Source organism: Streptomyces sp. DSM 40868 (genome assembly GCF_011820545.1).
Taxonomy (GTDB): domain Bacteria; phylum Actinomycetota; class Actinomycetes; order Streptomycetales; family Streptomycetaceae; genus Streptomyces; species Streptomyces eurythermus.
Window position 1 is genome coordinate 2,786,129 of record NZ_CP050504.1, and the last position, 20,208, is coordinate 2,806,336.

At 72.3% G+C, this 20,208-nt stretch carries 18 protein-coding genes; 10 read left to right on the top strand and 8 right to left on the bottom strand.

The features are described from left to right. The first annotated feature begins 100 nt into the window (after positions 1 to 100). Entirely contained in the window at positions 101 to 961 is an 861-nt protein-coding gene (locus HB370_RS12570; protein ID WP_030791436.1) for a phosphatase PAP2 family protein, read from the top strand. A gap of 109 nt (positions 962 to 1,070) precedes the next feature. Here the strand turns inward: HB370_RS12570 and HB370_RS12575 are convergent, their stop codons facing one another. After that, the gene (locus HB370_RS12575; RefSeq protein WP_030791433.1) at positions 1,071 to 4,064 is read right to left on the bottom strand and encodes a bifunctional [glutamine synthetase] adenylyltransferase/[glutamine synthetase]-adenylyl-L-tyrosine phosphorylase; all 2,994 of its coding nucleotides are present in this window, start codon (positions 4,062 to 4,064) and stop codon (positions 1,071 to 1,073) included. Positions 4,065 to 4,983: 919 nt separating this feature from the next. After that, positions 4,984 to 5,862, bottom strand: coding sequence for a DUF72 domain-containing protein (locus HB370_RS12580; protein WP_051816111.1), 879 nt, complete (start codon positions 5,860 to 5,862; stop codon positions 4,984 to 4,986). A 127-nt stretch (positions 5,863 to 5,989) separates the two neighbouring features. Here HB370_RS12580 and HB370_RS12585 point away from each other — a divergent pair, with 127 nt between their 5' ends. The 4 genes from HB370_RS12585 (at position 5,990) to HB370_RS12600 (ending at position 11,648) form a co-directional block, all read left to right on the top strand. Continuing rightward, positions 5,990 to 6,877: an alkaline phosphatase family protein gene (locus tag HB370_RS12585; protein ID WP_030791428.1), complete on the top strand. Its 888-nt coding sequence runs from the start codon at positions 5,990 to 5,992 to the stop codon at positions 6,875 to 6,877. 1 nt (position 6,878) lies between these two features. Next, the gene (locus HB370_RS12590) at positions 6,879 to 8,132 is read left to right on the top strand and encodes an MFS transporter (protein ID WP_208974389.1); all 1,254 of its coding nucleotides are present in this window, start codon (positions 6,879 to 6,881) and stop codon (positions 8,130 to 8,132) included. Beyond that, positions 8,129 to 9,148, top strand: a complete 1,020-nt coding sequence (locus HB370_RS12595) for a hypothetical protein (RefSeq protein WP_030791423.1) — start codon at positions 8,129 to 8,131, stop codon at positions 9,146 to 9,148. Before HB370_RS12590 ends, HB370_RS12595 begins: the two co-directional genes overlap by 4 nt. A gap of 142 nt (positions 9,149 to 9,290) precedes the next feature. After that, on the top strand, positions 9,291 to 11,648 hold the full coding sequence (locus HB370_RS12600; protein ID WP_030791420.1) for an Orn/Lys/Arg decarboxylase N-terminal domain-containing protein: 2,358 nt from the start codon (positions 9,291 to 9,293) through the stop codon (positions 11,646 to 11,648). A gap of 272 nt (positions 11,649 to 11,920) precedes the next feature. Here the strand turns inward: HB370_RS12600 and glnA are convergent, their stop codons facing one another. Next, entirely contained in the window at positions 11,921 to 13,282 is a 1,362-nt protein-coding gene (gene glnA, locus HB370_RS12605) for a type I glutamate--ammonia ligase (RefSeq protein ID WP_030791417.1), read from the bottom strand. A 220-nt stretch (positions 13,283 to 13,502) separates the two neighbouring features. After that, the gene (locus tag HB370_RS12610; RefSeq protein ID WP_030791414.1) at positions 13,503 to 13,862 is read right to left on the bottom strand and encodes a MerR family transcriptional regulator; all 360 of its coding nucleotides are present in this window, start codon (positions 13,860 to 13,862) and stop codon (positions 13,503 to 13,505) included. Between the two features lie 230 nt (positions 13,863 to 14,092). Here HB370_RS12610 and HB370_RS12615 point away from each other — a divergent pair, with 230 nt between their 5' ends. After that, positions 14,093 to 14,491: a hypothetical protein gene (locus HB370_RS12615; RefSeq protein WP_030791411.1), complete on the top strand. Its 399-nt coding sequence runs from the start codon at positions 14,093 to 14,095 to the stop codon at positions 14,489 to 14,491. A 161-nt stretch (positions 14,492 to 14,652) separates the two neighbouring features. Here HB370_RS12615 and HB370_RS12620 read toward each other — a convergent pair whose 3' ends face one another. From HB370_RS12620 to HB370_RS12635, 4 genes are all read right to left on the bottom strand, one after another. Beyond that, positions 14,653 to 15,084 (bottom strand): multidrug efflux SMR transporter, encoded by a 432-nt coding sequence (locus HB370_RS12620; protein ID WP_030791409.1) that lies wholly within the window; start codon positions 15,082 to 15,084, stop codon positions 14,653 to 14,655. Positions 15,085 to 15,130: 46 nt separating this feature from the next. Next, positions 15,131 to 15,451, bottom strand: coding sequence for an SMR family transporter (locus HB370_RS12625; protein WP_030791407.1), 321 nt, complete (start codon positions 15,449 to 15,451; stop codon positions 15,131 to 15,133). Between the two features lie 254 nt (positions 15,452 to 15,705). Further along, entirely contained in the window at positions 15,706 to 16,362 is a 657-nt protein-coding gene (locus tag HB370_RS12630) for a DsbA family oxidoreductase (RefSeq protein ID WP_030791405.1), read from the bottom strand. Then, a complete protein-coding gene (locus tag HB370_RS12635; protein ID WP_030791402.1) occupies positions 16,359 to 16,847 on the bottom strand; it encodes a nucleoside deaminase in 489 nt (162 codons plus the stop codon). The genes HB370_RS12630 and HB370_RS12635 overlap by 4 nt, the downstream gene beginning before the upstream one ends. A gap of 264 nt (positions 16,848 to 17,111) precedes the next feature. On the opposite strand from HB370_RS12635, the gene HB370_RS12640 reads away from it, so the two are divergent. From HB370_RS12640 to HB370_RS12655, 4 genes are all read left to right on the top strand, one after another. After that, the gene (locus tag HB370_RS12640; protein ID WP_030791399.1) at positions 17,112 to 17,558 is read left to right on the top strand and encodes a MarR family transcriptional regulator; all 447 of its coding nucleotides are present in this window, start codon (positions 17,112 to 17,114) and stop codon (positions 17,556 to 17,558) included. A gap of 446 nt (positions 17,559 to 18,004) precedes the next feature. Next, positions 18,005 to 19,483, top strand: a complete 1,479-nt coding sequence (locus HB370_RS12645) for an AMP-binding protein (protein ID WP_030791396.1) — start codon at positions 18,005 to 18,007, stop codon at positions 19,481 to 19,483. Continuing rightward, positions 19,480 to 19,737, top strand: coding sequence for an acyl carrier protein (locus HB370_RS12650; RefSeq protein WP_030791393.1), 258 nt, complete (start codon positions 19,480 to 19,482; stop codon positions 19,735 to 19,737). Before HB370_RS12645 ends, HB370_RS12650 begins: the two co-directional genes overlap by 4 nt. A gap of 96 nt (positions 19,738 to 19,833) precedes the next feature. Next, complete coding sequence (locus HB370_RS12655; protein ID WP_030791390.1) at positions 19,834 to 20,208, top strand: ectoine synthase; 375 nt, start codon at positions 19,834 to 19,836, stop codon at positions 20,206 to 20,208.

Consider the following 20,208-nt stretch of genomic DNA (forward strand, 5'->3'; position numbering starts at 1 on the left):
GCGGTCCGCGGGGCCCGCACCCGGCCCAGAAGGTGCGCGGCGGAGCCGAACTTGGGATGATCGGCCGGGTAAACAACCTTTTCTGGCAGACTCTGTGACCATGAGTGACTCGACCGTGACAGAGCCGGACGGTCGCGAGGAGACGGCCGCTCCGCGGGCCGTCACGGGCGAGAACAGGCCGGGCCGGCCGCGGCGGCCGCGCCCGCGCCGCCCCCGGCTGTGGTTCGAGATCCTTCTGGTTGCGGTGAGTTACTGGACGTACTCACTGGTGCGCAACGCCGTACCGGAGCAGCGGGACGCGGCGCTGCGCAACGCGGACTGGATCTGGCGGTTCGAGCACGCGATCGGCGTCGGCGTGGAGCAGACGGTCAACCACGCCGCCAATTCGGTGTCTTGGCTCATCATCGGGATGAACTACTACTACGCCACGCTGCACTTCATCATCACGCTCGGAGTGCTGGTGTGGCTGTACCGGTGGCATCCGGGGCGGTACGCGGCGACCCGGCTGGTGCTGTTCGCGACCACCGCTGTGGCCCTGCTCGGTTACTACCTGTTCCCGCTCGCACCCCCTCGGTTGATGCGCGGCGGGCACTTCGTGGACACCGTGATGGTGCACCACACCTGGGGTTCGATGGCCTCCGGCGACCTCAAGCACATGTCCAACCAGTACGCGGCGATGCCGTCCATGCACATCGGGTGGTCGCTGTGGTGCGGGCTGACGGTGTGCGCGCTGGCGTCGGTGCCGTGGGTGCGGGTGCTGGGGCTGCTGTACCCGGCGCTCACCCTCGTGGTCATCGTCGCCACGGCCAACCACTTCTGGCTGGACGCGGTGGGCGGGGTGCTCTGCCTCGCCTTCGGCTTCACGGCGGCCCGCCTCTGCTACGGCAGCCTGCCGTACGCGCTGCCGCGGCTGGTCCCCCGGCCCGCGGGGCGGGCTTGGGGGTCGGCGCCGTCCGTGTAGGCGCGGAGGGCGGCGCCGTCCGTGGGGAGGGCGGGGGGCGGCGCCGTCCGTATGGAGGGCGGGGGGCGGCGCCGTCCGTGTGGAGGGCGGGGGCGGCGCCGGGTTTCCGTCAGTCCCCGTAGAACAGGTCCTCCACCACGGTGCGGGCCCGGCGGGTGGTGCGGCGGTAGGCGTCCAGCATGTCTCCGGCGTGGCCGGCGCCGTAGCCGAGGTAGCGGCCCACCGCGGCCAGCTCGCGCGGCTCGGTGGGGAAGGTCTCCCCGGCCCGGCCGCGCACCAGCATCACCGCGTTGCGCACCCGGCTCGCCAGTACCCACGCCTCGTCCAGGATCTCCGCGTCCTCGGCGGACAGCAGCCCGGCCGCGCGGGCGGCGGCCAGCGCCTCGCGGGTGCGGGTGGTGCGCAGGCCCGGCTCGTGGTGGGCGTGCCGGAGCTGGAGCAGCTGGACCGTCCACTCCACGTCGGACAGGCCGCCGGGCCCCAGCTTGGTGTGCAGCTTGGGGTCGGCGCCGCGCGGCAGCCGCTCGGACTCCATCCGCGCCTTCAGTCGGCGGATCTCGCGCACCGCGTCCTCGCCGAGACCCTTGGCCGGGTAGCGCAGCGGGTCGATCAACTCGACGAAGCGCCGGCCCAGGTCGGGGTCGCCGGCCACCGGCTCCGCCCGCAGCAGCGCCTGTGACTCCCACACCAGGGACCAGCGGCGGTAGTACGCCTCGTACGACTTCAGGGTGCGCACCAGCGGCCCCGACTTGCCCTCCGGGCGCAGGTCGGCGTCGATCAGCAGCGGCGGGTCGGCGCTGGGCAGCTGGAGCAGCCGGCGCATCTCGGCGACGACCCGGTTGGCGGCGGCCGACGCCTCCTGCTCGGCCACGCCCTCCCTCGGCTCATGCACGAACAGCACGTCGGCGTCGGAGCCGTAGCCCAGCTCGTGCCCGCCGAAGCGGCCCATGCCGATCACCGCGAACCGGGTGGGCAGGGTGTCGCCCCAGCCCTCCCGGACGACCGCGCGCAGGGTGCCGGCCAGGGTGGCCTTGGTGAGGTCGGAGACGGCCGCGCCGACCCGGTCCACCAGGGCGCCCTGGTCCGCCTCGGCGGGGCTGGTCTCGGTGCCGTAGGAGCCGACGATGTCGGCGGCGGCGGTGCGGAACAGCTCGCGGCGGCGGACGCCACGGGCCGCCGTGACGCCCTGTGCGGCGTTCTCGGCGCGGCCCACGGCCGCCATGATCTCCTGCTCCAGCGCGGCGCGCTGCCGGGGGGCGAGGCCGCCGCCGTCGCCGTCGCCGAGCAGGGCCACCGCCTCCGGGGCGCGCATCAGCAGATCGGGGGCGAGGCGGCCCGCCGACAGCACGCGGGCCAGGTTCTCCGCCGCGGCGCCCTCGTCGCGCAGCAGCCGCAGGTACCAGGGGGTCTTGCCGAGCGCGTCGGAGACCTTGCGGAAGTTCAGCAGGCCGGCGTCCGGGTCGGCGGAGTCGGCGAACCAGCCGAGCAGCACGGGCAGCAGGGTGCGCTGGATGGCCGCCTTGCGGGTCACGCCGGAGGCCAGGGCCTCCAGGTGGCGCAGGGCGGCGGCCGGGTCGGCGTAGCCGAGGGCGATGAGGCGTTCACGCGCCGCCTCCGCGCTCAACCTCGCCTCCCCCGGCGCGAGTTGGGCGACCGCGTCGAGCAGCGGGCGGTAGAACAGCTTCTCGTGCAGGCGGCGTACGACCGTGCTGTGCCGCTTCCACTCGCGGGTCAGCCCGGCCACCGGGTCGGTGCGCAGGCCCAGCGAGCGGCCGAGGCGGCGCAGGTCGGCCTCCGCCTCCGGGACGAGGTGGGTGCGGCGCAGGCGGTACAGCTGGATGCGGTGCTCCATGGAGCGCAGGAAGCGGTACGCCTCCTCCAGCCGGGCCGCGTCCTCGCGGCCCACGTAGCCGCCCGCGGCCAGGGCCTTGAGTGCGTCCAGGGTGGTGCCGCTGCGCAGGGCGGGGTCGGTGCGGCCGTGCACCAGCTGGAGGAGCTGGACGGCGAACTCCACGTCGCGCAGGCCGCCCGGGCCGAGTTTGAGTTCCCGGTCGATCTCGGCGGCGGGGATGTTCTCCACCACGCGGCGGCGCATCTTCTGCACGTCCGGTACGAAGTTCTCCCGCTCGGCCGCCTTCCAGACCAGGGGGTGCAGCGCGTCCAGGTACGCCTGGCCGAGCGCCGGATCGCCGGCCACCGGGCGGGCCTTGAGGAGGGCCTGGAACTCCCAGGTCTTCGCCCAGCGCTGGTAGTAGGCGACGTGGCTGCTGAGGGTGCGCACGAGGGGGCCGTTGCGGCCCTCGGGGCGGAGGTTGGCGTCCACCGGCCAGATGGAGCCCTCCACGGTCGTCTCGGAGCAGATCCGCATCAGGTGGGAGGCGAGTTTCGTCGCCGACCGGAGGGCCTGGGGCTCCGGGGTGCCCTCCGCCGGTTCCGCCACGAAGATCAAGTCGACGTCGGAGACGTAGTTCAGTTCGTGGCCGCCGCACTTGCCCATCGCGATCACCGCGAGGCGGCAGGCGGCGGCGTCCTCGGGGGCGGCGGTCTCCGCGAGGGCCAGGGCCGTGCGGAGGGTGGCGGTGGCCAGGTCGGCGAGTTCGCCCGCGGTCTCGGCGACGTCCGTGGTGCCGCAGACGTCGCGGGCGGCGATGGAGAGCAGGCAGCGGCGGTAGGCGACGCGGAGGGAGACCGGGTCGGTGGCCTCGGCCAGGCCGCGTTCGAACTCCGTGACGCCCGGGTGGAGGTCGTGCGGTTCGTATGTGACCAGGGCGTGCCAGTCGGTGGGGTGGCGGGCGAGGTGGTCGGCGAGGGCGGTGGAGGCGCCGAGGACGCCGAGGAGGCGGTCGCGGAGGGGTTTGGCCGCGATGAGGGTGTCCAGCAGTTCGCGGTGGGCGGTGGGGGTGGGCTGGGCCTCCAGGAGGCGGACCAGGCCGTGCAGGGCGAGGTCGGGGTCCGCGGTGGCGCCCAGGGCTTCGAGGAGGACGGGGTCGTCGCGGACGGTGGTCAGTTCGGGGCCGTCCAGGAGGCGTTCGGCCGCGGAGGGGTCGGTGAAGCCGTGTCGGAGCAGACGGGTGAAGGTGCTGCTTCTGCGCCCCGGCGTCATGTCCGTGGTCTCCTCTGGTGTGTGTGGCGTCCTGGCCCGAGCGTAACCGGCGGGGGGTGGGGGGCTTGGGTTGTGGGGCTGTGCATCGTGGTTCAGGCGGGATGCCTGCGGCGGCCTGTGCGGGTGCGTCGTGGTTGCTGTCGCGCCCGCTGTCGTGTGGGGGTCGGGGCCGCGGCGGGCAGTGTCCGTCCTCGGGCCGGCGCCCTGTCTCTCCTGCGTTGCCGGACTTTTCGCCGGCCGCTGCGGGCGGACACAACCCGCCCCGTCCCCTTCCCGCCGTGCGCGAGTGCGGGATCGCCTCCTCTACTGTCTCCGGCCCGCCGTACGCGGCCTCGGGATCACGTCCCGTCCCCGCCTCCGGCCCGCCGCACACGGGTGCGGGATCGCCCCGCCTCCCTGCCTCCGACCCGCCGCACGCGGGCGCGGGATCACCTCGTCTCACCGTCCCCGCCCGCCGTACGCGGCCTCGGGATCGCGGCGCCCCCCGTCCCCCGCCCGCCGTACGCGGCCTCCGGATCGCGCCCCCTCCCTGCCTCCGGCCCGCCGCACGCGGGTGCGGCATCGCCGCGCCTCCCCGCCCCCCCACCCGCCGTACGCGGCCTCGGGATCGCGTCCCCTCCCTGCCTCCGACCCGCCGCACGCGGGCGCGGGATCACCTCGTCTCACCGTTCCCGCCCGCCGTACGCGGGCGCGGGTTCGGGGCGCTCCCGTCCCCCGCCCGCCGTACACGGCCTCCGGATCGCGCCCCCTCCCTGCCTCCGGCCCGCCGTACGCGGGTGCGCGGCGCTTCGCCGGCCCCGCCCGCCGTACGCGGTCTCCGGATCGCGTCCCCTTCCGGCCCCCGGCCGGCCCTACGCGGGTGCGCGGCGCTTCGCCGGCCTCGTCCGCCGTGCGTGCGTGCGGGGCCGTGGTGCTTGCTCTACGGCCCCGTCGGTGATTCCTCCGGTGCCGTCCTCTGGTGCGGGATTCCCCTGCTGGTCAGTAGGTCTCGCATCATTTCGGCCGCCCTCGGGGCCGCGTCTCCGCAGCAGTTGTTGAAGAGGAGGTGGAGTTCGGTGGTGGTCGTCGCCGCGGTGTGGATGTGGGGGAGCCACTCCTCGAGTTCTTGCTCGGTGTAGGTGTGGCGGAAGCGGTCTTCCTTGGTGCCGGTGCGCCAGTGGGGGCTGCGGCCGTGGAAGCGGACGATGGTGAGGTCGGTGGTGACGGGGACGGGGTGTCGCTCGTCCGGGGTGTCCGTGGCCACCGCCGTGGCGTTCAGGTCCTTGAGGAAGGCGGTCGTGCGGGGGGCGTTCGCCGGGTGCCACCAGGCGGGGTCGCGGAACTCCACGGCGAAGGGCCAGCCTTCGGCGCGTTCGCGGGCGGTGCGGATGAAGGTCTCGGCCTCGGGGCCGGGGTGGAGGGAGGCCGGGTACTGGAAGAGGAGGGTGCCGAGGCGGCCGGAGTGGAGGAGGGGGGTCAGGGCTTCGGCGTAGCGGGTCCAGACTTCCGTGCGCAGGGTCTCGTCGCGGGGGTGGGTGCGCAGGTCCGGGGGGAGGGCCGCGGGGCGGATGGGGTGGCCGGTGAGGAGGGAGAACGCCTTGACGTCGAAGCGGAAGCCGGGGGGTGTGCGCTCCGCCCAGTGCGTGGTGGTGCGGGCGGACGGCAGGGCGTAGTACGGGGAGTCCGCCTCCACCAGGGGGAAGCGGGTGGCGTAGTGGCGCAGGCGTTTCTCCGGGGTGCCGGTGCCCGGTGGGTACCAGTCGCTCTTGAGCAGGTTCGGGTCGGTCCAGCCGCAGGTGCCGATGAGGATGTCCGCCATGGGGGCGGGGGTACCCGGCGTTCATCCGGTCTTCACCCGTGGGGTTGGCCCGCGTGGGGCGCGGGAATGTTGGCGTGTGCATGCTCTGTCCGCACCGCCAGCCGTCCACCCATTTCCGGAGGTTGATGTGTCCGGCAGTTCCGTGTACCGCCGTGCCCGGGCCCTCGTGGCCGGTACGGCGGCCCTCGCCGCGGCCGCGGCCGGGCTGTGGACCGGGCTCGGCCAGGGGTCCGCGCACGCCGCGGGCTCCGTGCCCCGCCCGGACCACGTCGTGGTCGTGGTCTTCGAGAACCACGCGTACAGCCAGGTCATCGGGTCGTCCAGCGCGCCGTACATCAACTCGCTGAAGGCGGGAGGTGCCAACCTCACCCAGTCGTACGCCGAGACCCATCCGAGCCAGCCCAACTACTTCGCGATGTTCTCCGGCTCCACGCAGGGCATCACCGACGACAGCTGCTACACCCCGGGCTTCTCCTCGGCGCCCAACCTGGCGTCCGAGATGATCGCCGCCGGGCGCAGCTGGGCCAGTTACAACGAGACCCTGCCGAGCCAGGGGGCCACGACGTGCAGCAGCGGTGACTACGCGCGCAAGCACAACCCGTGGTTCGGGTTCAGCAATGTGCCGACGTCCACCGCCAAGACGTTCGCGCAGTTCCCGACCGACTACTCCACCCTGCCCCAGCTGTCGTTCGTGGTGCCGAACCTGTGCAGCGACATGCACGACTGTTCGGTGTCCACCGGTGACACCTGGCTGAAGAACAAGCTGGGCGCCTACGCCACCTGGGCCAAGACCCACAACAGCCTGCTCGTCGTCACCTTCGACGAGGACAACCGGCTGAGCGGGAACCGGATTCCGACGGTGCTTTACGGGCAGCCCGTCGCCGCCGGGTCTTCTTCGAGCACCACCTACAACCACTACGACCTGCTGCGCACCCTGGAGGACACCCAGGGGCTGACCACGCACGCGGGCAACGCGGCCTCCGCCGAGGACATCACCGGGATCTGGGCGTCCTGACGTGTACGTAGCGGACAGTCGTGCCAGTACGTCCGCTCATGACGCCGTCCGGCCCCCGGCCGGGCGGCGCCGTGCGGCGGTCGCGCCGACCGTGCTCGCGCTGGGGACGGTGAGCCTGGTCACCGACGTCTCCTCGGAGATGGTGACGGCCGTGCTGCCGTTGTACCTGGTGAGCGGTCTGGGTCTGTCGCCGTTGGGGTTCGGGCTCCTGGACGGCGTCTACAACGGGTTCTCCGCTCTCGTCCGGCTGGTCGGCGGGCACTTCGCCGACCGGGGCGGCGGGCGGCACAAGTGGATCGCCGGGCTGGGCTACGGCATCTCGGCCGTGTGCAAGCCGCTGCTGCTGGTGGCGCACTCGCTGACGCCGATCGGGGTCGTGCTCGCCGCCGACCGGACCGGCAAGGGGCTGCGCACGGCGCCCAGGGACGCGCTGATCTCGCTGTCCAGCACGCCCGAGACACGTGGCCGGGCCTTCGGCGTGCACCGGGCGATGGACACCGCCGGGGCACTGCTCGGGCCGCTGGTGGCGTTCTGGATCCTGCGGGCCACCGTGGACGGCTACGACGCGGTGTTCACCGTCAGCTTCTGTGTCGCCGCGGCCGGTGTGCTGGTGCTGGTGCTGTTCGTGCCGGGCGGGCGGGGTGCTCAGGCAGTGGGGCCCCGGCCCACGCTGCGGGCCGCTTTCGCCCTGCTGCGCCGCCGTGACCTGCGCCGGATCACCGTGTGCGCCCTGCTGCTGGGGCTGGCCACGGTCAGCGACTCCTTCGTGTACCTGCTGCTCCAGCGGCGGCTCGGGGTGCCCGACCGCTGGTTCGCGCTGCTGCCGCTCGGCACGGCCGCCGCGTTCCTGCTGCTGGCGGTGCCGCTCGGCCGGCTCGCGGACCGGGTGGGCCGCTGGACGGTCTTCCTCGCCGGTCACGGCGCCCTGCTCGCCGGGTACGGGCTGCTGCTCGGCTCCTGGCGCGGCACGGCGCTGCCCTGGCTGGTGCTCGCCCTGCACGGCTGCTTCTACGCGGCCACCGACGGGGTGCTGATGGCCGCCGCCTCCGACAGCGTGCCGGAGGGGCTGCGCTCCTCCGGGCTGGCCGTCGTACAGACCGGGCAGGCGCTGACCCGGTTCGCCTGCTCGCTGCTGTTCGGCGCGGCCTGGACGGTGTGGGGCGACCGGGCGGCGCTGGCCGGGGCGGCGGTGGCGCTCGTGGGATGCGTGGCGTTCGCGCTGACGCTGCGTCCGAAGGGGGTGGTGGGCGCGTGAGCGTGCGCAATCGGGTGCTGGTCCTCGTCTCGGCCCTCGCCGTGCTCGCGGCGGTCGGGCTGGCCGCCGTCCTGCACGCCTCCGCGCGGGCGGAGCGCCGTGACCACACGCAGGCGGGCGGGCCGCGCGTCACGTCCGGCCCGGTGTCGCTGCGCGGGTCCGGGCGGCTGGTGTTCCGGAACCTGGCGTGGGGGCCGCACCGGGACGAGCTGGCGAGCGTCCCGGCGGACGATCCGGACGGGCCGCGCACCGCCGCCGGGCTGAAGTGCCTCAGGTTCTACGCCGCCGCGGGCACCGGAGTGTGTCTTCAGGCCGTGCACGGGCCGGTGTCGGACACCTACCGCGCCCTGGTCCTGGACGCCTCCCTGCGCATCCGGGACCGCTACGACGTACCGGGCATCCCCTCCCGCGCCCGGGTCTCCCCCACCGGGCGCTTCGCCGCCTGGACGGCGTTCGTGGGCGGTGACTCGTACGCGGGGACGGACTTCTCCACGCGGACGGCGGTCGTGGACACCCGCAGCGGGACGCTGATCCCGTCGCTGGAGGCGTTCCGGATCGTCAAGGACGGGCACGCCTACCGGGCTGCGGACGTCAACTTCTGGGGGGTGACGTTCGCGGACGACGACCGTACGTTCTACGCGACGCTGGCCACGAAGGGCCGTACGTACCTGGTCCGCGGCGACCTGCGCGCGCGTACGGTCACCACCCTGCACGCCAACGTGGAGTGTCCGTCGCTGTCGCCGGACGGTACCCGGGTCGCGTACAAGAAGCGGGTCGCGGGGCTGCCGAAGGACGCGCCCTGGCGGCTGTACGTCCTCGATCTGCGGACGATGCGGGAGACCGCGCTCGCCGAGCCGCGCAGCGTGGACGACCAGGCGGTGTGGCGGGACGCGCGCACGCTCGTGTACACGCTCCCCGGGGACTACGGCGCCGACCTGTACGAGGTCCCGGCGGACGGGTCGGGCCGGGCGCGGGAGATCAGCCGGGCCGCGGTGTCACCGGCGTACCTCGGTTAGCCGCCCGCTTGCGGCAACGCGGTGGTGGGACCGGCGCTGTCCGGGTGACCTGCCGTCGCCGTCACCCGGTTGTCCGGCGGGCCGCGCCGGAGACTTTCCGCGGCGGCGGCCGGGCGGCCGCCGGGAGAGGGCAGGGCGCCAGATGAGCGAGAGCAGGATCCTGGTGGCGGTGCCGGAGCACCCGCGTGCGGAGGGTGCCGGCGCCGAGCAGTTGCGGAAGATCCGGGAGGCGGTGGAGGCGGACGGCTTCGGGGTGCGCTGGGCCGTCACCGCCGAGGACGCCGACGCGGTACTGCGCACCGAGGCGGGCCTGGCGGCGGCCCTGGTGGCGTGGGACCTGCCCGGGAGCGCCCGGGCCGGCGACGGTCCCGGGGCGGCGCTCGCCGGACCGGCCGGCACCCTCGAGGAGAGCCCGGGCGGGGCCGCCGTACTGCGCCGGATCGGGCGGCGCTACCGGGATCTGCCGGTGTTCCTGGTCATGGCCGAGGAGGGCGTGCGGGAACTGCCGCTGTGGGTGTCGGAGACGGTCGTCGGGTACGTCTGGCCGCTGGAGGACACCCCCGGCTTCATCGCGGGCCGCATCACCAGCGCCGCCCGCAACTACCGCGAGGACGTGCTGCCGCCGTTCTTCCGGGCGCTGCGCCACTTCCACGACGCGCACGAGTACTCCTGGCACACCCCGGCCCACTCCGGCGGCGTCGCCTTCCTGAAGTCGCCCGCCGGGCGCGCCTTCCACGACTACTTCGGCGAGCGGCTGCTCCGCTCCGACCTGTCGATCTCCGTGGAGGAGCTGGGCTCGCTGTTCGAGCACACCGGGCCCATCGGCGAGGCCGAGCGCAACGCGGCCCGGGTCTTCGGCTCGGAGCTGACCTACTTCGTGCTGCACGGCGACTCCACCTGCAACCGCCTGGTGGGCCACTTCAGCGTCACCCGGGACGAGCTGGCGCTGGTGGACCGCAACTGCCACAAGTCGGTGCTGCACGGCCTGGTGGTCTCCGGCGCCCGGCCGGTCTATCTCATCCCGACCCGCAACGGCTACGGACTGGCCGGCCCGCTGCCCCCGGCCGAGCTGGCGGCGGAGTCGATCGCGGCCCGGATCGCCGCGCACCCGCTCGCCGAGGGCGCCGCCTCGCGCGACCCCCAGTACGCGGTGTTCACCAACTCCACGTACGACGGCCTGAGTTACGACGCCGTACCGGCCGCGAAGGCGCTCGCGGCCAGCACCCCCCGGGTGCACTTCGACGAGGCGTGGTTCGCCTACGCCCGCTTCCACCCGCTGTACGCGGGCCGGTACGGCATGTCCGTGGACGAGGCGGCCTTCCCCGGCCCGGAGCGGCCGACCGTGTTCGCCACCCAGTCCACGCACAAGCTGCTGGCCGCGCTGTCGCAGTCGGCGATGGTGCACGTACGGCCGGCGCCCCGGGCCCCGGTGGAGCACGACCGGTTCAACGAGGCCCTGATGATGCACGGCACCACCTCCCCGCTGTACCCGATGATCGCCTCGCTGGACGTGGCGACGGCGATGATGGACGGGCCGCAGGGCGAGTGGCTGGTGGACGAGGCGGTCACCGAGGCCGTCCGGTTCCGGCAGGAGATGGTGCGGCTGGGGCGGCGGGTGGCGAGCGCCGGGGACCGGCCGCCGTGGTTCTTCGGCGTCTGGCAGCCGGAGGAGGTCACCGACCCGGCGACGGGCAAGCGGCTGGCCTTCGACGAGGCCCCGCCGGAGCTGCTGGGCCGGGAGCAGTCCTGCTGGCTGCTGGAGCCGGGCGCGGCCTGGCACGGCTTCCCGGGGCTGACCGAGGGCCACTGCATGCTGGACCCGGTCAAGGTCACGCTGACCTGCCCGGGGATCACGGCGACCGGTGAGATGGCCGAGGAGGGCATCCCGGCGCGGGTGCTCACGGCGTACCTGGCGACCCGGAGCATCGTGGTCGAGAAGACCGACAGCTACACCACGCTGATCCTGTTCTCGATGGGCATCACGAAGGGCAAGTGGGGCACGCTGCTGGACGCCCTGATGGACTTCAAGGCCCTCTACGACAGCGACGCCCCGCTGGACCGCGTCCTGCCCGAGGCGGTCGCCGCGCACCCGCGCCGGTACGCGGGGATGACCCTGCGGCAGCTGTGCCAGGAGATGCACGACCAGCTGCGCTCGGCCCGCCTGGTGGAGCTGCTGGACACCGCGTTCCAGGAGCTCCCGGAGCCGGTCCACCCGCCGCAGTACTGCTACCAGCGGCTGGTGCGCGGCGGCACGGAACGCGTCCGTATCGCCGACGCGGCGCACCGGGTGGCGGCGGCGATGGTCACGGTCACCCCGCCCGGCATCCCGGTCCTCATGCCCGGCGAGTCCACCGGCACCCCCGACGGCCCCCTCCTGCGCTACCTCACCGCCCTGGAGACCTTCGACCGCCGCTTCCCCGGCTTCCGCAGCGAGACCCACGGCGTGACGATCGACGAGGACACGGGCGACTACGAGATCGAGTGCCTGCGGCAGGAGTGACGCGTGTGGGGGCCGGCGGTCCGTACGACCGCCGGCCCCCGGGGGGCTCAGCCCAAGAGCCCCCACCAGCGAAGAGCGCGCACGATCGCCAGAACGACGAGCAGCGTCAGGAACGCGGCCTCGCCCGCGTGCCGGCGCGAGCAGAACAGGCGCGGTGTCCGCCGCGGGCTCTCCGGCAGCGGACCGTCACATTTCAGACACGTACGCCCTCCGACGTCCCGCGCCCGCTCTTCCCCACCCATGCGGGCGACCCTAGCGGGCCCGGCCCGCGCCTACAGCACCGGCAGGTTCTTCCGCAGCTCGAAGGCCGTGACCTCGCTGCGGTACTCCTCCCACTCCTGGCGCTTGTTGCGCAGGAAGAAGTCGAAGACGTGCTCGCCGAGGGTCTCGGCGACCAGGTCGCTGCCCTCCATGAGGGTCAGGGCCTCGCCGAGGTTCTGCGGGAGGGGCTCGATGCCCATCGCGCGGCGCTCGGCGTTGGACAGGGCCCAGACGTCGTCCTCGGCGCCCGGCGGGAGCTCGTAGCCCTCCTCGATGCCCTTCAGGCCGGCGGCGAGGAGGACGGCGTAGGCCAGGTAGGGGTTCGCGCCGGAGTCGAGGGAGCGGACCTCCACGCGCGCCGAGCCGGTCTTGCCGGGCTTGTACATCGGGACGCGGACCAGGGCGCTGCGGTTGTTGTGGCCCCAGCAGATGTACGACGGGGCCTCGCCGCCGGCGCCCGCCGTGCGCTCGGAGCCGCCCCAGATGCGCTTGTAGGAGTTCACCCACTGGTTGGTGACCGCGGAGATCTCGGCGGCGTGCCGCAGCAGGCCCGCGATGAAGGAACGGCCGACCTTGGAGAGCTGGTACTCGGCGCCGGACTCGTAGAACGCGTTGCGGTCGCCCTCGAAGAGCGACAGGTGGGTGTGCATGCCGGAGCCGGGGTGCTCGGAGAACGGCTTCGGCATGAACGTGGCGTGGACCCCCTGCTCCAGCGCCACCTGCTTCATGACCAGGCGGAAGGTCATGATGTTGTCGGCCGTGGACAGCGCGTCGGCGTAGCGCAGGTCGATCTCCTGCTGGCCGGGCGCGCCCTCGTGGTGGGAGAACTCCACCGAGATGCCCATCGACTCCAGCATGGTGATCGCCTGGCGGCGGAAGTCCATGCCGACGTTGGTCGGGGTGTGGTCGAAGTAGCCCGAGTTGTCGGCCGGGGTGGGGCGGGAGCCGTCCAGCGGGCGGTCCTTCAGCAGGAAGAACTCGATCTCGGGGTGGGTGTAGAAGGTGAAGCCCAGGTCGGAGGTGCGGGCGAGGGCCCGCTTGAGGACGTAGCGCGGGTCGGCGAAGGACGGGGAGCCGTCCGGCATGAGGATGTCGCAGAACATGCGGGCCGTGCCGGGGGTCTCCGCGCGCCACGGCAGGACCTGGAAGGTGGCCGGGTCCGGCTTGGCGATCATGTCGGACTCGTAGACCCGGGCGAAGCCCTCGATCGCGGAGCCGTCGAAGCCGATGCCCTCGTCGAAGGCCTGTTCCAGTTCGGCGGGGGCCACGGCGACGGACTTGAGGAAGCCCAGCACGTCCGTGAACCACAGGCGTACGAACCGGATGTCGCGCTCCTCCAAGGTCCGGAGCACGAACTCCTGCTGCTTGTCCATCTTCCGCTTCCCCATCCTTGCTGGTCAGGCCGCCTGTCCCCGTACTGCGGGAGGCGGTCGGGCACCTGAGCATCCCACCACAACAGCGTTTCACGCGCGTTGCGGAGCGTGATCGCCCGGGCGTCCTCGCGCCGAAGGCCTGCTGTACGGCACGTGTACTGCGCTCTCGCCCATCTTGCCTGTTCGCACCGCCATCCGTAATGGGCGGCCGGAACGTCCTCTACCGCCCGGAGGCGGCCTCGATCACCGTGTCCAGCAGGGCCCGGGAGCGCTGGAGGTCCCGGATCATGCGGTCGATCCGGGCGCGTTCCACCGTCAGTTCGCTGACCAGGCACTCGTCGGCGGTCAAGGTGGGCCTGCCGTCGCTGTCGCGCATGCACGGCAGCAGTTTGGCGATCTTCGAGCTGCACAGCCCCGCCGCGTACAGCTCCTGGATGCGCCGCACCCGGTCCACCGCGGCCTCGGTGTACTCGCGGTGGCCGCCCGGGGTCCGCCGGGCCGACAGCAGGCCCTCCTGCTCGTAGTACCGGAGTGAGCGCTCGCTCACTCCGGTACAGCGGGCCAGTTCCCCGATGCGCATGATGCAGATCACAGCTTTCCGGCTTGAATCTGACACTGACGTCAACTTTTACGGTGTTCCCATGACGTACGGGACCACCTCCTACCTCACCGGCCGCCACACGGCGGTACGGCGCCGGCTCGTCACGTTCGTACGGGCCGTGGGCGGGCCGGTAGCGGGTGGCCAGTAGCGGGCGGCGGCCGGGCACCGCCTGAACCTCTGCACGATCCGCACCACAAGGAGAAAGCCTGGTGAACACCGAGCCCGAACACACCGTCCTCGGCCCCGGCCTCACGATCCCGCTGACCGCCGACGACGCCCACGTACTGGGGGACGACGCGGAGTTGCTCGCCGCGCTGTTGGGCCAGGCGCTGCACGGCATCGCGCTGTTGCGCGCGGGGCGCGCGTCCGTGGAGGACCTCACGGAAGCCATCGAACGGACCACCGAGCTGATGGAACGGCTGAACGGGATCCGGCGGGCCGAGGTGCGCGAGTTCGCCGCGCAGAAGGGCACGCACGGCGCCCTGGCGAGGGCGATGCACCTCACGAGCCGTGCGACGGCCCAGTCCCGCCGCAGAGCGCTGTTACGGGAGGTGCCGGACGTGATGGAGGAATGGGCCGTCGGCGAGCGGGACTGGAGACAGGACTGAGGAGGGCTGGATCGCCGCCCGGCTTCAAGTCGTCCGCAGAGGGCCGACGGGATCCTGGGTGCCGGAACATGGCACGGCGCCGCACCGCCGCCGGGCAACGGCCCGAGCCGGACCGTTGTCATGGACAGCGATCCGGCTGGCGGGGAGGGAAGGACGTCTTGTCAGTGCTCCACGACCTGGGCTTCCCTCGCCCCGGCGGCGACGCCCTGGGCGGTCCGCGGGCTCTCGACGGGTTCCTGGGTCTTCGCCGGCCGGTCGGCGAGCTTCAGCCAGACCACACCGACGATGATCACGCCGAGCCACAGGGCCTGGACCGCGGTGAGGGACTCGTCGAAGAAGACGGGGCCCAGCAGCGCCGCGCCGGCCGCCCCGATCCCCGCCCAGACGGCGTAGCCGATGCTGACGTCGATGGTGCGCAGCGCGACGCTCAGCGCCCACAGGGTCAGCAGGAAGAACACGACGGCGACCAGCGACCAGGTCAGCCGGGTGAAGCCGTGGCTGCCGCCGACGGAGAGCGCGTAGCCGATTTCGAAGACTCCGGCGAGCAGGAGCGTGAGCCAGGAGTTGGCGGAGGAGCGGCCGGTGTCGGACATGTGGGTGGGTCCTCTCGTGAAGGGGGATGGAATGCGGGCGGGCCGCTCAGGCGGCGCCGCTGAGCTGGAGGCCGACGACGCCGACGATGATGGCGAGGATGCCGAGCGCCTTGCGCCAGTTCAGGCGCTGGCCGAAGACCAGCGCGCCGAGCAGGGTGATGCCGACGCCGGCGACGGACGTCCAGATGGCGTAGCCGACGCCGACGTTGAAGGTCAGCAGCGCCTTGCTGAGGAAGAAGGTCCCGAGGGCGCCGCTGACCAGGGTCGCGATGGTCCACTTGCGGTTCTTGAAGCCCTCGGCCTTGCCGGCCGCGATGGCGACGGCGATCTCGAAGATGTCCGCGATAGCGAGGTAGAGCCACTGCATGAGAAGTCCTTGTTGTTCGGTGGAGGCCGGGCTTACGGGGGCAGCCGGCCGTGGAGGGACGCCGTATCGGGCGCACGGTGGTGGCGACGGTGGAGGGGTGGTCCGCCGGGGCGCCGGCGGGAGTTCACACAGCGCCGCGAACCCCGGGCCGGCCGGGACGGTCGGGACGCGCGGCGCGCCCGCCGGGCACGGCGGTGCGCCGGGGTGTCCGGGGTATCCGGGGTGTCCGGGGTGTCCGGGGGCTTCGCTTCGGGTCAGCAGCCGTCGATCCCGCAGGCGGCACCCCGGGCGACGGCCTGTTCGGCCTGGGCGTCGAGCACGGCCTTGCGGACCTGGGCGGCGGTGGGGACGCCTTCCAGGCGGTGACGTTCGGCGACGATGATCGTGGGGGCGACGGTGACGCGGTACGCGGCGGCGGTCCGCAGCGCCTCCCGATGGGTCTCGGTATAGGTCCCGGCGGTCAGGGCCTCGGCGAATCCGGCCTTGTCCAGGCCCAGTTCGGCCGCGATGTCGGTGAGGACGTCCAGTTGCCCGATGTCCCGGTTCTCCTGGAAGAAGGCGCGCAGCATCCGGGGGGTGTACTCCGCGGCCTTGCCGTGCTCGGCCGCGTACTGGTAGCCCTCGAACGCCAGCCGGGTGTAGGGCTGCGGCGAGACGGTGGGCAGGGTGATGTCCACGCCCATCCGGCGGGCCATCGGATACACCGAGCGGGCCCAGATCGCCGGCAGGTACTCGTCCTCCGGCCGCAGCGTCGGGGTCGGATAGGGCCGCAGCTCGAACGGCATCCACTCGATCTCGACGTCCAGGTCGTGGGTGGCCTCGTGCAGCGGGCCCTCGGCCAGCATGCAGAACGGACAGACGTAGTCCGACCAGACCTTGATGCCGACCTTGCCGGTCTCCGTCCCGGTCACATCCGCCTCCGGTTGAGGGCGAGGAATTCCTCGAACGGCTTCGTCGCTTCCGGCAGCGGCAGCGAGGTGACCTCGATCTGCCAGGCCGACGGGTCCTTGGCGAAGATCGAGTACGACCCCGAGTAGTCGAAGCCGTAGCGTGCGGCCGTCTTGCGGTCGGCGACGTGGACGATGTGGCCGACGTTGAAGTGCAGCGAGGCCATGTAGCACAGGGCGCAGGGCTCGCCGGAGGCGATCAGTGTGGCCCCGGCGGTGGCGTGCAGCCCGTACGTGGCGGCGGCCTCGCGCAGGGCGACCACCTCGGCGTGCGCGGTGGGGTCGTCGTCCTCGCGGACCCGGTTGACGCCGGTGCCGAGGATGCGACCGCCGTTGACCACCACACCGGAGAACGGGATGCCGCCCTTGGCGACGTGTTCGCGGCTGATCCGTACCGCCTCGCGGGCGTACTCGGTCAGCTCGCTCTCCGAGAGTTCGAAAGATGACATCGGTGCTCCCGCCTCAGACCGTGGCCGGGCGGCGCGGAAGGCCGCCGCCGGGGACCGGGACGGAGGGGACCGTCCGTAAGGACGCGCCCTCCCCCTCCGGCATGCTCGTGGATGTCATGGGATCCAACACGGGAACCTCCATATTTGCTTGTACGTGCATATTACGGCGACCCATGGCGCCCGGTGGTAGGGGTCTGGGAGCAGCACGAAGCTTGCATGAACATGTATCTTGTTGTCAATGCGCCGCTGAAAAGGAGCTGCACCATGACGACGACCTCCTATACGCCGGCTGCCGCGTCCGACCAGGCCATGTGGGGGAAGGTCCTCACCCTGCACGCGCGCGTCGAGCGCCAGCTCACCCAGGCCCTGCAACGCAAGCACGGCATCGGGCTCTCCGAGTTCCGCGCCCTGGAGTGCCTGGTCCACGCGAAGGCCGGCGAGCTGCGCATGCAGGAACTCGCGGACAAGGTCGGGTTGGGACAGAGTTCGGTGACCCGGCTGGTCGGCAGGCTCTTCTCGGCCGGTTTCGCCTTCCGCGACCTGTGTCCGGGGGACAAACGCGGCGTCTACGCCGTCATCACCGACGAGGGCAAGGAGCGCTACGCCGACGCCCGCGGCACCTACTCCGAGGTCCTGAGCGCGGCGCTGAACACCGCGGGCGCCACCCCTGAGCTGGCCGGGACGGTCCAGGCGCTGCGCAGCGCCCATTGAGCGCGCCACCGCCCACGACCTCCGGCACCGAAAATTCACCGAAAGCCGCCCACGGGCGGCTTTCGGCGTTTGCAGACCCCCTTCGGCCCCGCCCCTGACGGGCGCCCGACCCCGCCCGCCCACGGCCCTTCCCGGCGTCCCGGTGCCGCGACGACAGGCGTTGCAGCCGAAACACTTGGTTACCCAAGCAAATACGGAGCGCAACCGTCCATCACGGTAGTGTGAGGTGCATCACTGTATGCAGGTCAATAACATGCTTGATTCTGCATACAGCTCCGGTACGGTTGATCCCGCCTTGATCACGGGGAGTGACGCAGAGCCTTTCTTACAGTAACCATCGGGCTCCGCGGTTTCTCTGGCGCGACTCATGCGCCGCCTCCCTCCGGTTCTGATCACTTTTCGCTTGGACAGGTGCACGACTTGGCAGGTGCACGAATGGGGGAACCATGTCTTTGTTACGCCTTTTAGACGGGCTGGGCGCACACGCCCGGCGCCGGCCCGATCAGGTGGCCCTGATCCGGGGCGAGCAGCAGGTGACGTACCGGAAACTGGCCGATCTCGCCGAGGACCTGGCCGGCGCCCTGGACGGCCTCGGGCTCGACCGGCGGCAGCCGCTGTGTGTGCCCGCGCACAAGACGCCCGCGACGATCGCCCTGCTCATCGGCGCTTTCCGAGCCGGTTACGCGGTTCTCGCGCCCTCGCCCGAACTGGGCTCCGCCGCCCGTGCGGCGCTCGCCGCGCAGGCCCGGTGCTCCCTGGTGGTGACCGTGGACGACGAAGGGGTGCTCGACACCTCCCCGGTCGTCCCGGACGAGCGGGCCGCCCGGGGCTTCGACCCCGTGGACCCCGCCACCGCGCCCCTGCTGCTCACCACTTCCGGCTCCACCGGCACGCCGAAGATCGTGCCCATCCCGAGTGACGCCTTCGAGCGGTTCGCCGACTGGGCGGCCGGCCGGTTCGGCCTCACCGAGCGGGACACCCTGCTGAGCTACGCGCCCCTGAACTTCGACCTCTCCCTGCTCGACGTCTGGACCGCCCTGCGCCTGGGCGCCCGATGCGTCCTCGTGGCGCAGGAGTCCAGCGCGGACGCCCGCCACCTGCGGGAACTGGTCACCCGGCACGAGGTCACCTTCGTCCAGGGCGTACCCATGCTGCACCGGCTGCTCACCCAGGACGGTGCCGTCCATCCGACCGTCCGCACGGTGATCTCCACCGGGGACGCACTGCCGCGGACGCTGCTGGAGCAGCTCGGCACGGCCTTCCCCGCCGCCGGCTTCCACAACGTCTTCGGGTGCACCGAGACCAACGACAGCTTCATCCACGACATCGATCCGGCGCGGGCCGGCGAGGAGACCCCCATCGGCCGGCCGCTGCCCGGGGTGCGGGCGCTGCTGCTCGACGACGAGGGGCGGATCCTCGACGGTCCCGGCACCGGTGAACTCCTGGTGACCACCCCGTTCCAGACCCGCGGCTACCTCGAACGCTCCCGCAACGAGGGCGTGTTCGTGCCCGCCCCCGACGGCGGCGACGAGGTCTTCTACCGCACCGGCGACCTCGTCACCCGGGACGCCGACGGCCTGTACCGGCTGCGTGGACGCACCGACTTCCAGGTCAAGGTCCGCGGTGTGCGGACGAACGTGCAGGAGGTCGAGAACGTCCTGGCGGCTCATCCCGACGTCGCCGAGGCCGCCGTCGTGGCGATCCCCGACCCCGAGGCCGGCTACCGGCTGCACGCCCAGGTGACCCGGCGGCCCGGTACGTCGCTCACCTCGCTGCGGCTGCGCACGCACAGCGCCGAGCGGCTGCCCCGCCACGCCATTCCGTCCTCCGTGCTCGTGGGCGACGTCCCGCTGCCCCGCACGTCCACCGGAAAGCCCGACCGCAACCTCATCAAGGCAGCACGACAGAAGGAAAACCACTCATGACCTCCCTGGCAGAAGAGATCCGTGGCTATGTCGTCGCCGAGTTCCTCGACGGCGAGGACACGGCGGACCTGACCGCCGACTTCGACCTCATCACCAACGGTGTCGTCGACAGTCTGGGCGTGGTCCGGATCGTCTCGCACCTCTCCCGGACCTACTCGATCCCGGTCGACGACATCCCCCTGGTCCCGGACAACTTCCGCAGCATCGGCGCGATGTCGGCGTTCGTCGAGGACGCCACCAAGGCCGCCGTCTGAGCCGGCGTCCGGCTTCCCTCCCACACACCCGAAGGTGCTCCCGGAGCGCTCCTCGGAACTCTTCCGGGAAGACCCCTCACACCCAAGGAGACTGACATGATCGTCCGCAGCATCAGCGAGCTGGCCCCCGTCGAGTGGGGCAACGGCACCAGCCACCGGCTGCTCACCGAGGCCGACGGCATGGGGTTCACCGTGTGCGAGACCCTCGTCCGCAAGGGCACCCAGAGCGCCCTGCAGTACCGCCGTCACCTCGAGGCCTGCTACTGCACGGCCGGTTCCGGCGAGGTCGTCACGGCGTCCGGTGAACGCTTCAAGATCACGGAGGGCACCATCTACGCCCTCGACGAGCACGACCCGCACTACCTCATAGCCTCCGACTACGAGGACCTGAGACTGGTCTCCGTCTTCAGCCCGGCGCTGCGCGGCGACGAGAAGCACACGCTGTCTCCCGACGGCTTCTCCCAGTACTGA

Excerpts from the sequence above, each read along its gene's own strand:
- HB370_RS12570 (WP_030791436.1), top strand. The coding sequence starts at position 101 with ATGAGTGACTCGACCGTGACAGAGCCGGACGGTCGCGAGGAGACGGCC.
- HB370_RS12575 (WP_030791433.1), bottom strand. The coding sequence starts at position 4,064 with ATGACGCCGGGGCGCAGAAGCAGCACCTTCACCCGTCTGCTCCGACAC.
- HB370_RS12580 (WP_051816111.1), bottom strand. The coding sequence starts at position 5,862 with ATGGCGGACATCCTCATCGGCACCTGCGGCTGGACCGACCCGAACCTG.
- HB370_RS12600 (WP_030791420.1), top strand. The coding sequence starts at position 9,291 with ATGAGCGAGAGCAGGATCCTGGTGGCGGTGCCGGAGCACCCGCGTGCG.
- glnA (WP_030791417.1), bottom strand. The coding sequence starts at position 13,282 with ATGGACAAGCAGCAGGAGTTCGTGCTCCGGACCTTGGAGGAGCGCGAC.
- HB370_RS12610 (WP_030791414.1), bottom strand. The coding sequence starts at position 13,862 with ATGCGCATCGGGGAACTGGCCCGCTGTACCGGAGTGAGCGAGCGCTCA.
- HB370_RS12620 (WP_030791409.1), bottom strand. The coding sequence starts at position 15,084 with ATGTCCGACACCGGCCGCTCCTCCGCCAACTCCTGGCTCACGCTCCTG.
- HB370_RS12625 (WP_030791407.1), bottom strand. The coding sequence starts at position 15,451 with ATGCAGTGGCTCTACCTCGCTATCGCGGACATCTTCGAGATCGCCGTC.
- HB370_RS12635 (WP_030791402.1), bottom strand. The coding sequence starts at position 16,847 with ATGTCATCTTTCGAACTCTCGGAGAGCGAGCTGACCGAGTACGCCCGC.
- HB370_RS12640 (WP_030791399.1), top strand. The coding sequence starts at position 17,112 with ATGACGACGACCTCCTATACGCCGGCTGCCGCGTCCGACCAGGCCATG.
- HB370_RS12645 (WP_030791396.1), top strand. The coding sequence starts at position 18,005 with ATGTCTTTGTTACGCCTTTTAGACGGGCTGGGCGCACACGCCCGGCGC.
- HB370_RS12650 (WP_030791393.1), top strand. The coding sequence starts at position 19,480 with ATGACCTCCCTGGCAGAAGAGATCCGTGGCTATGTCGTCGCCGAGTTC.
- HB370_RS12655 (WP_030791390.1), top strand. The coding sequence starts at position 19,834 with ATGATCGTCCGCAGCATCAGCGAGCTGGCCCCCGTCGAGTGGGGCAAC.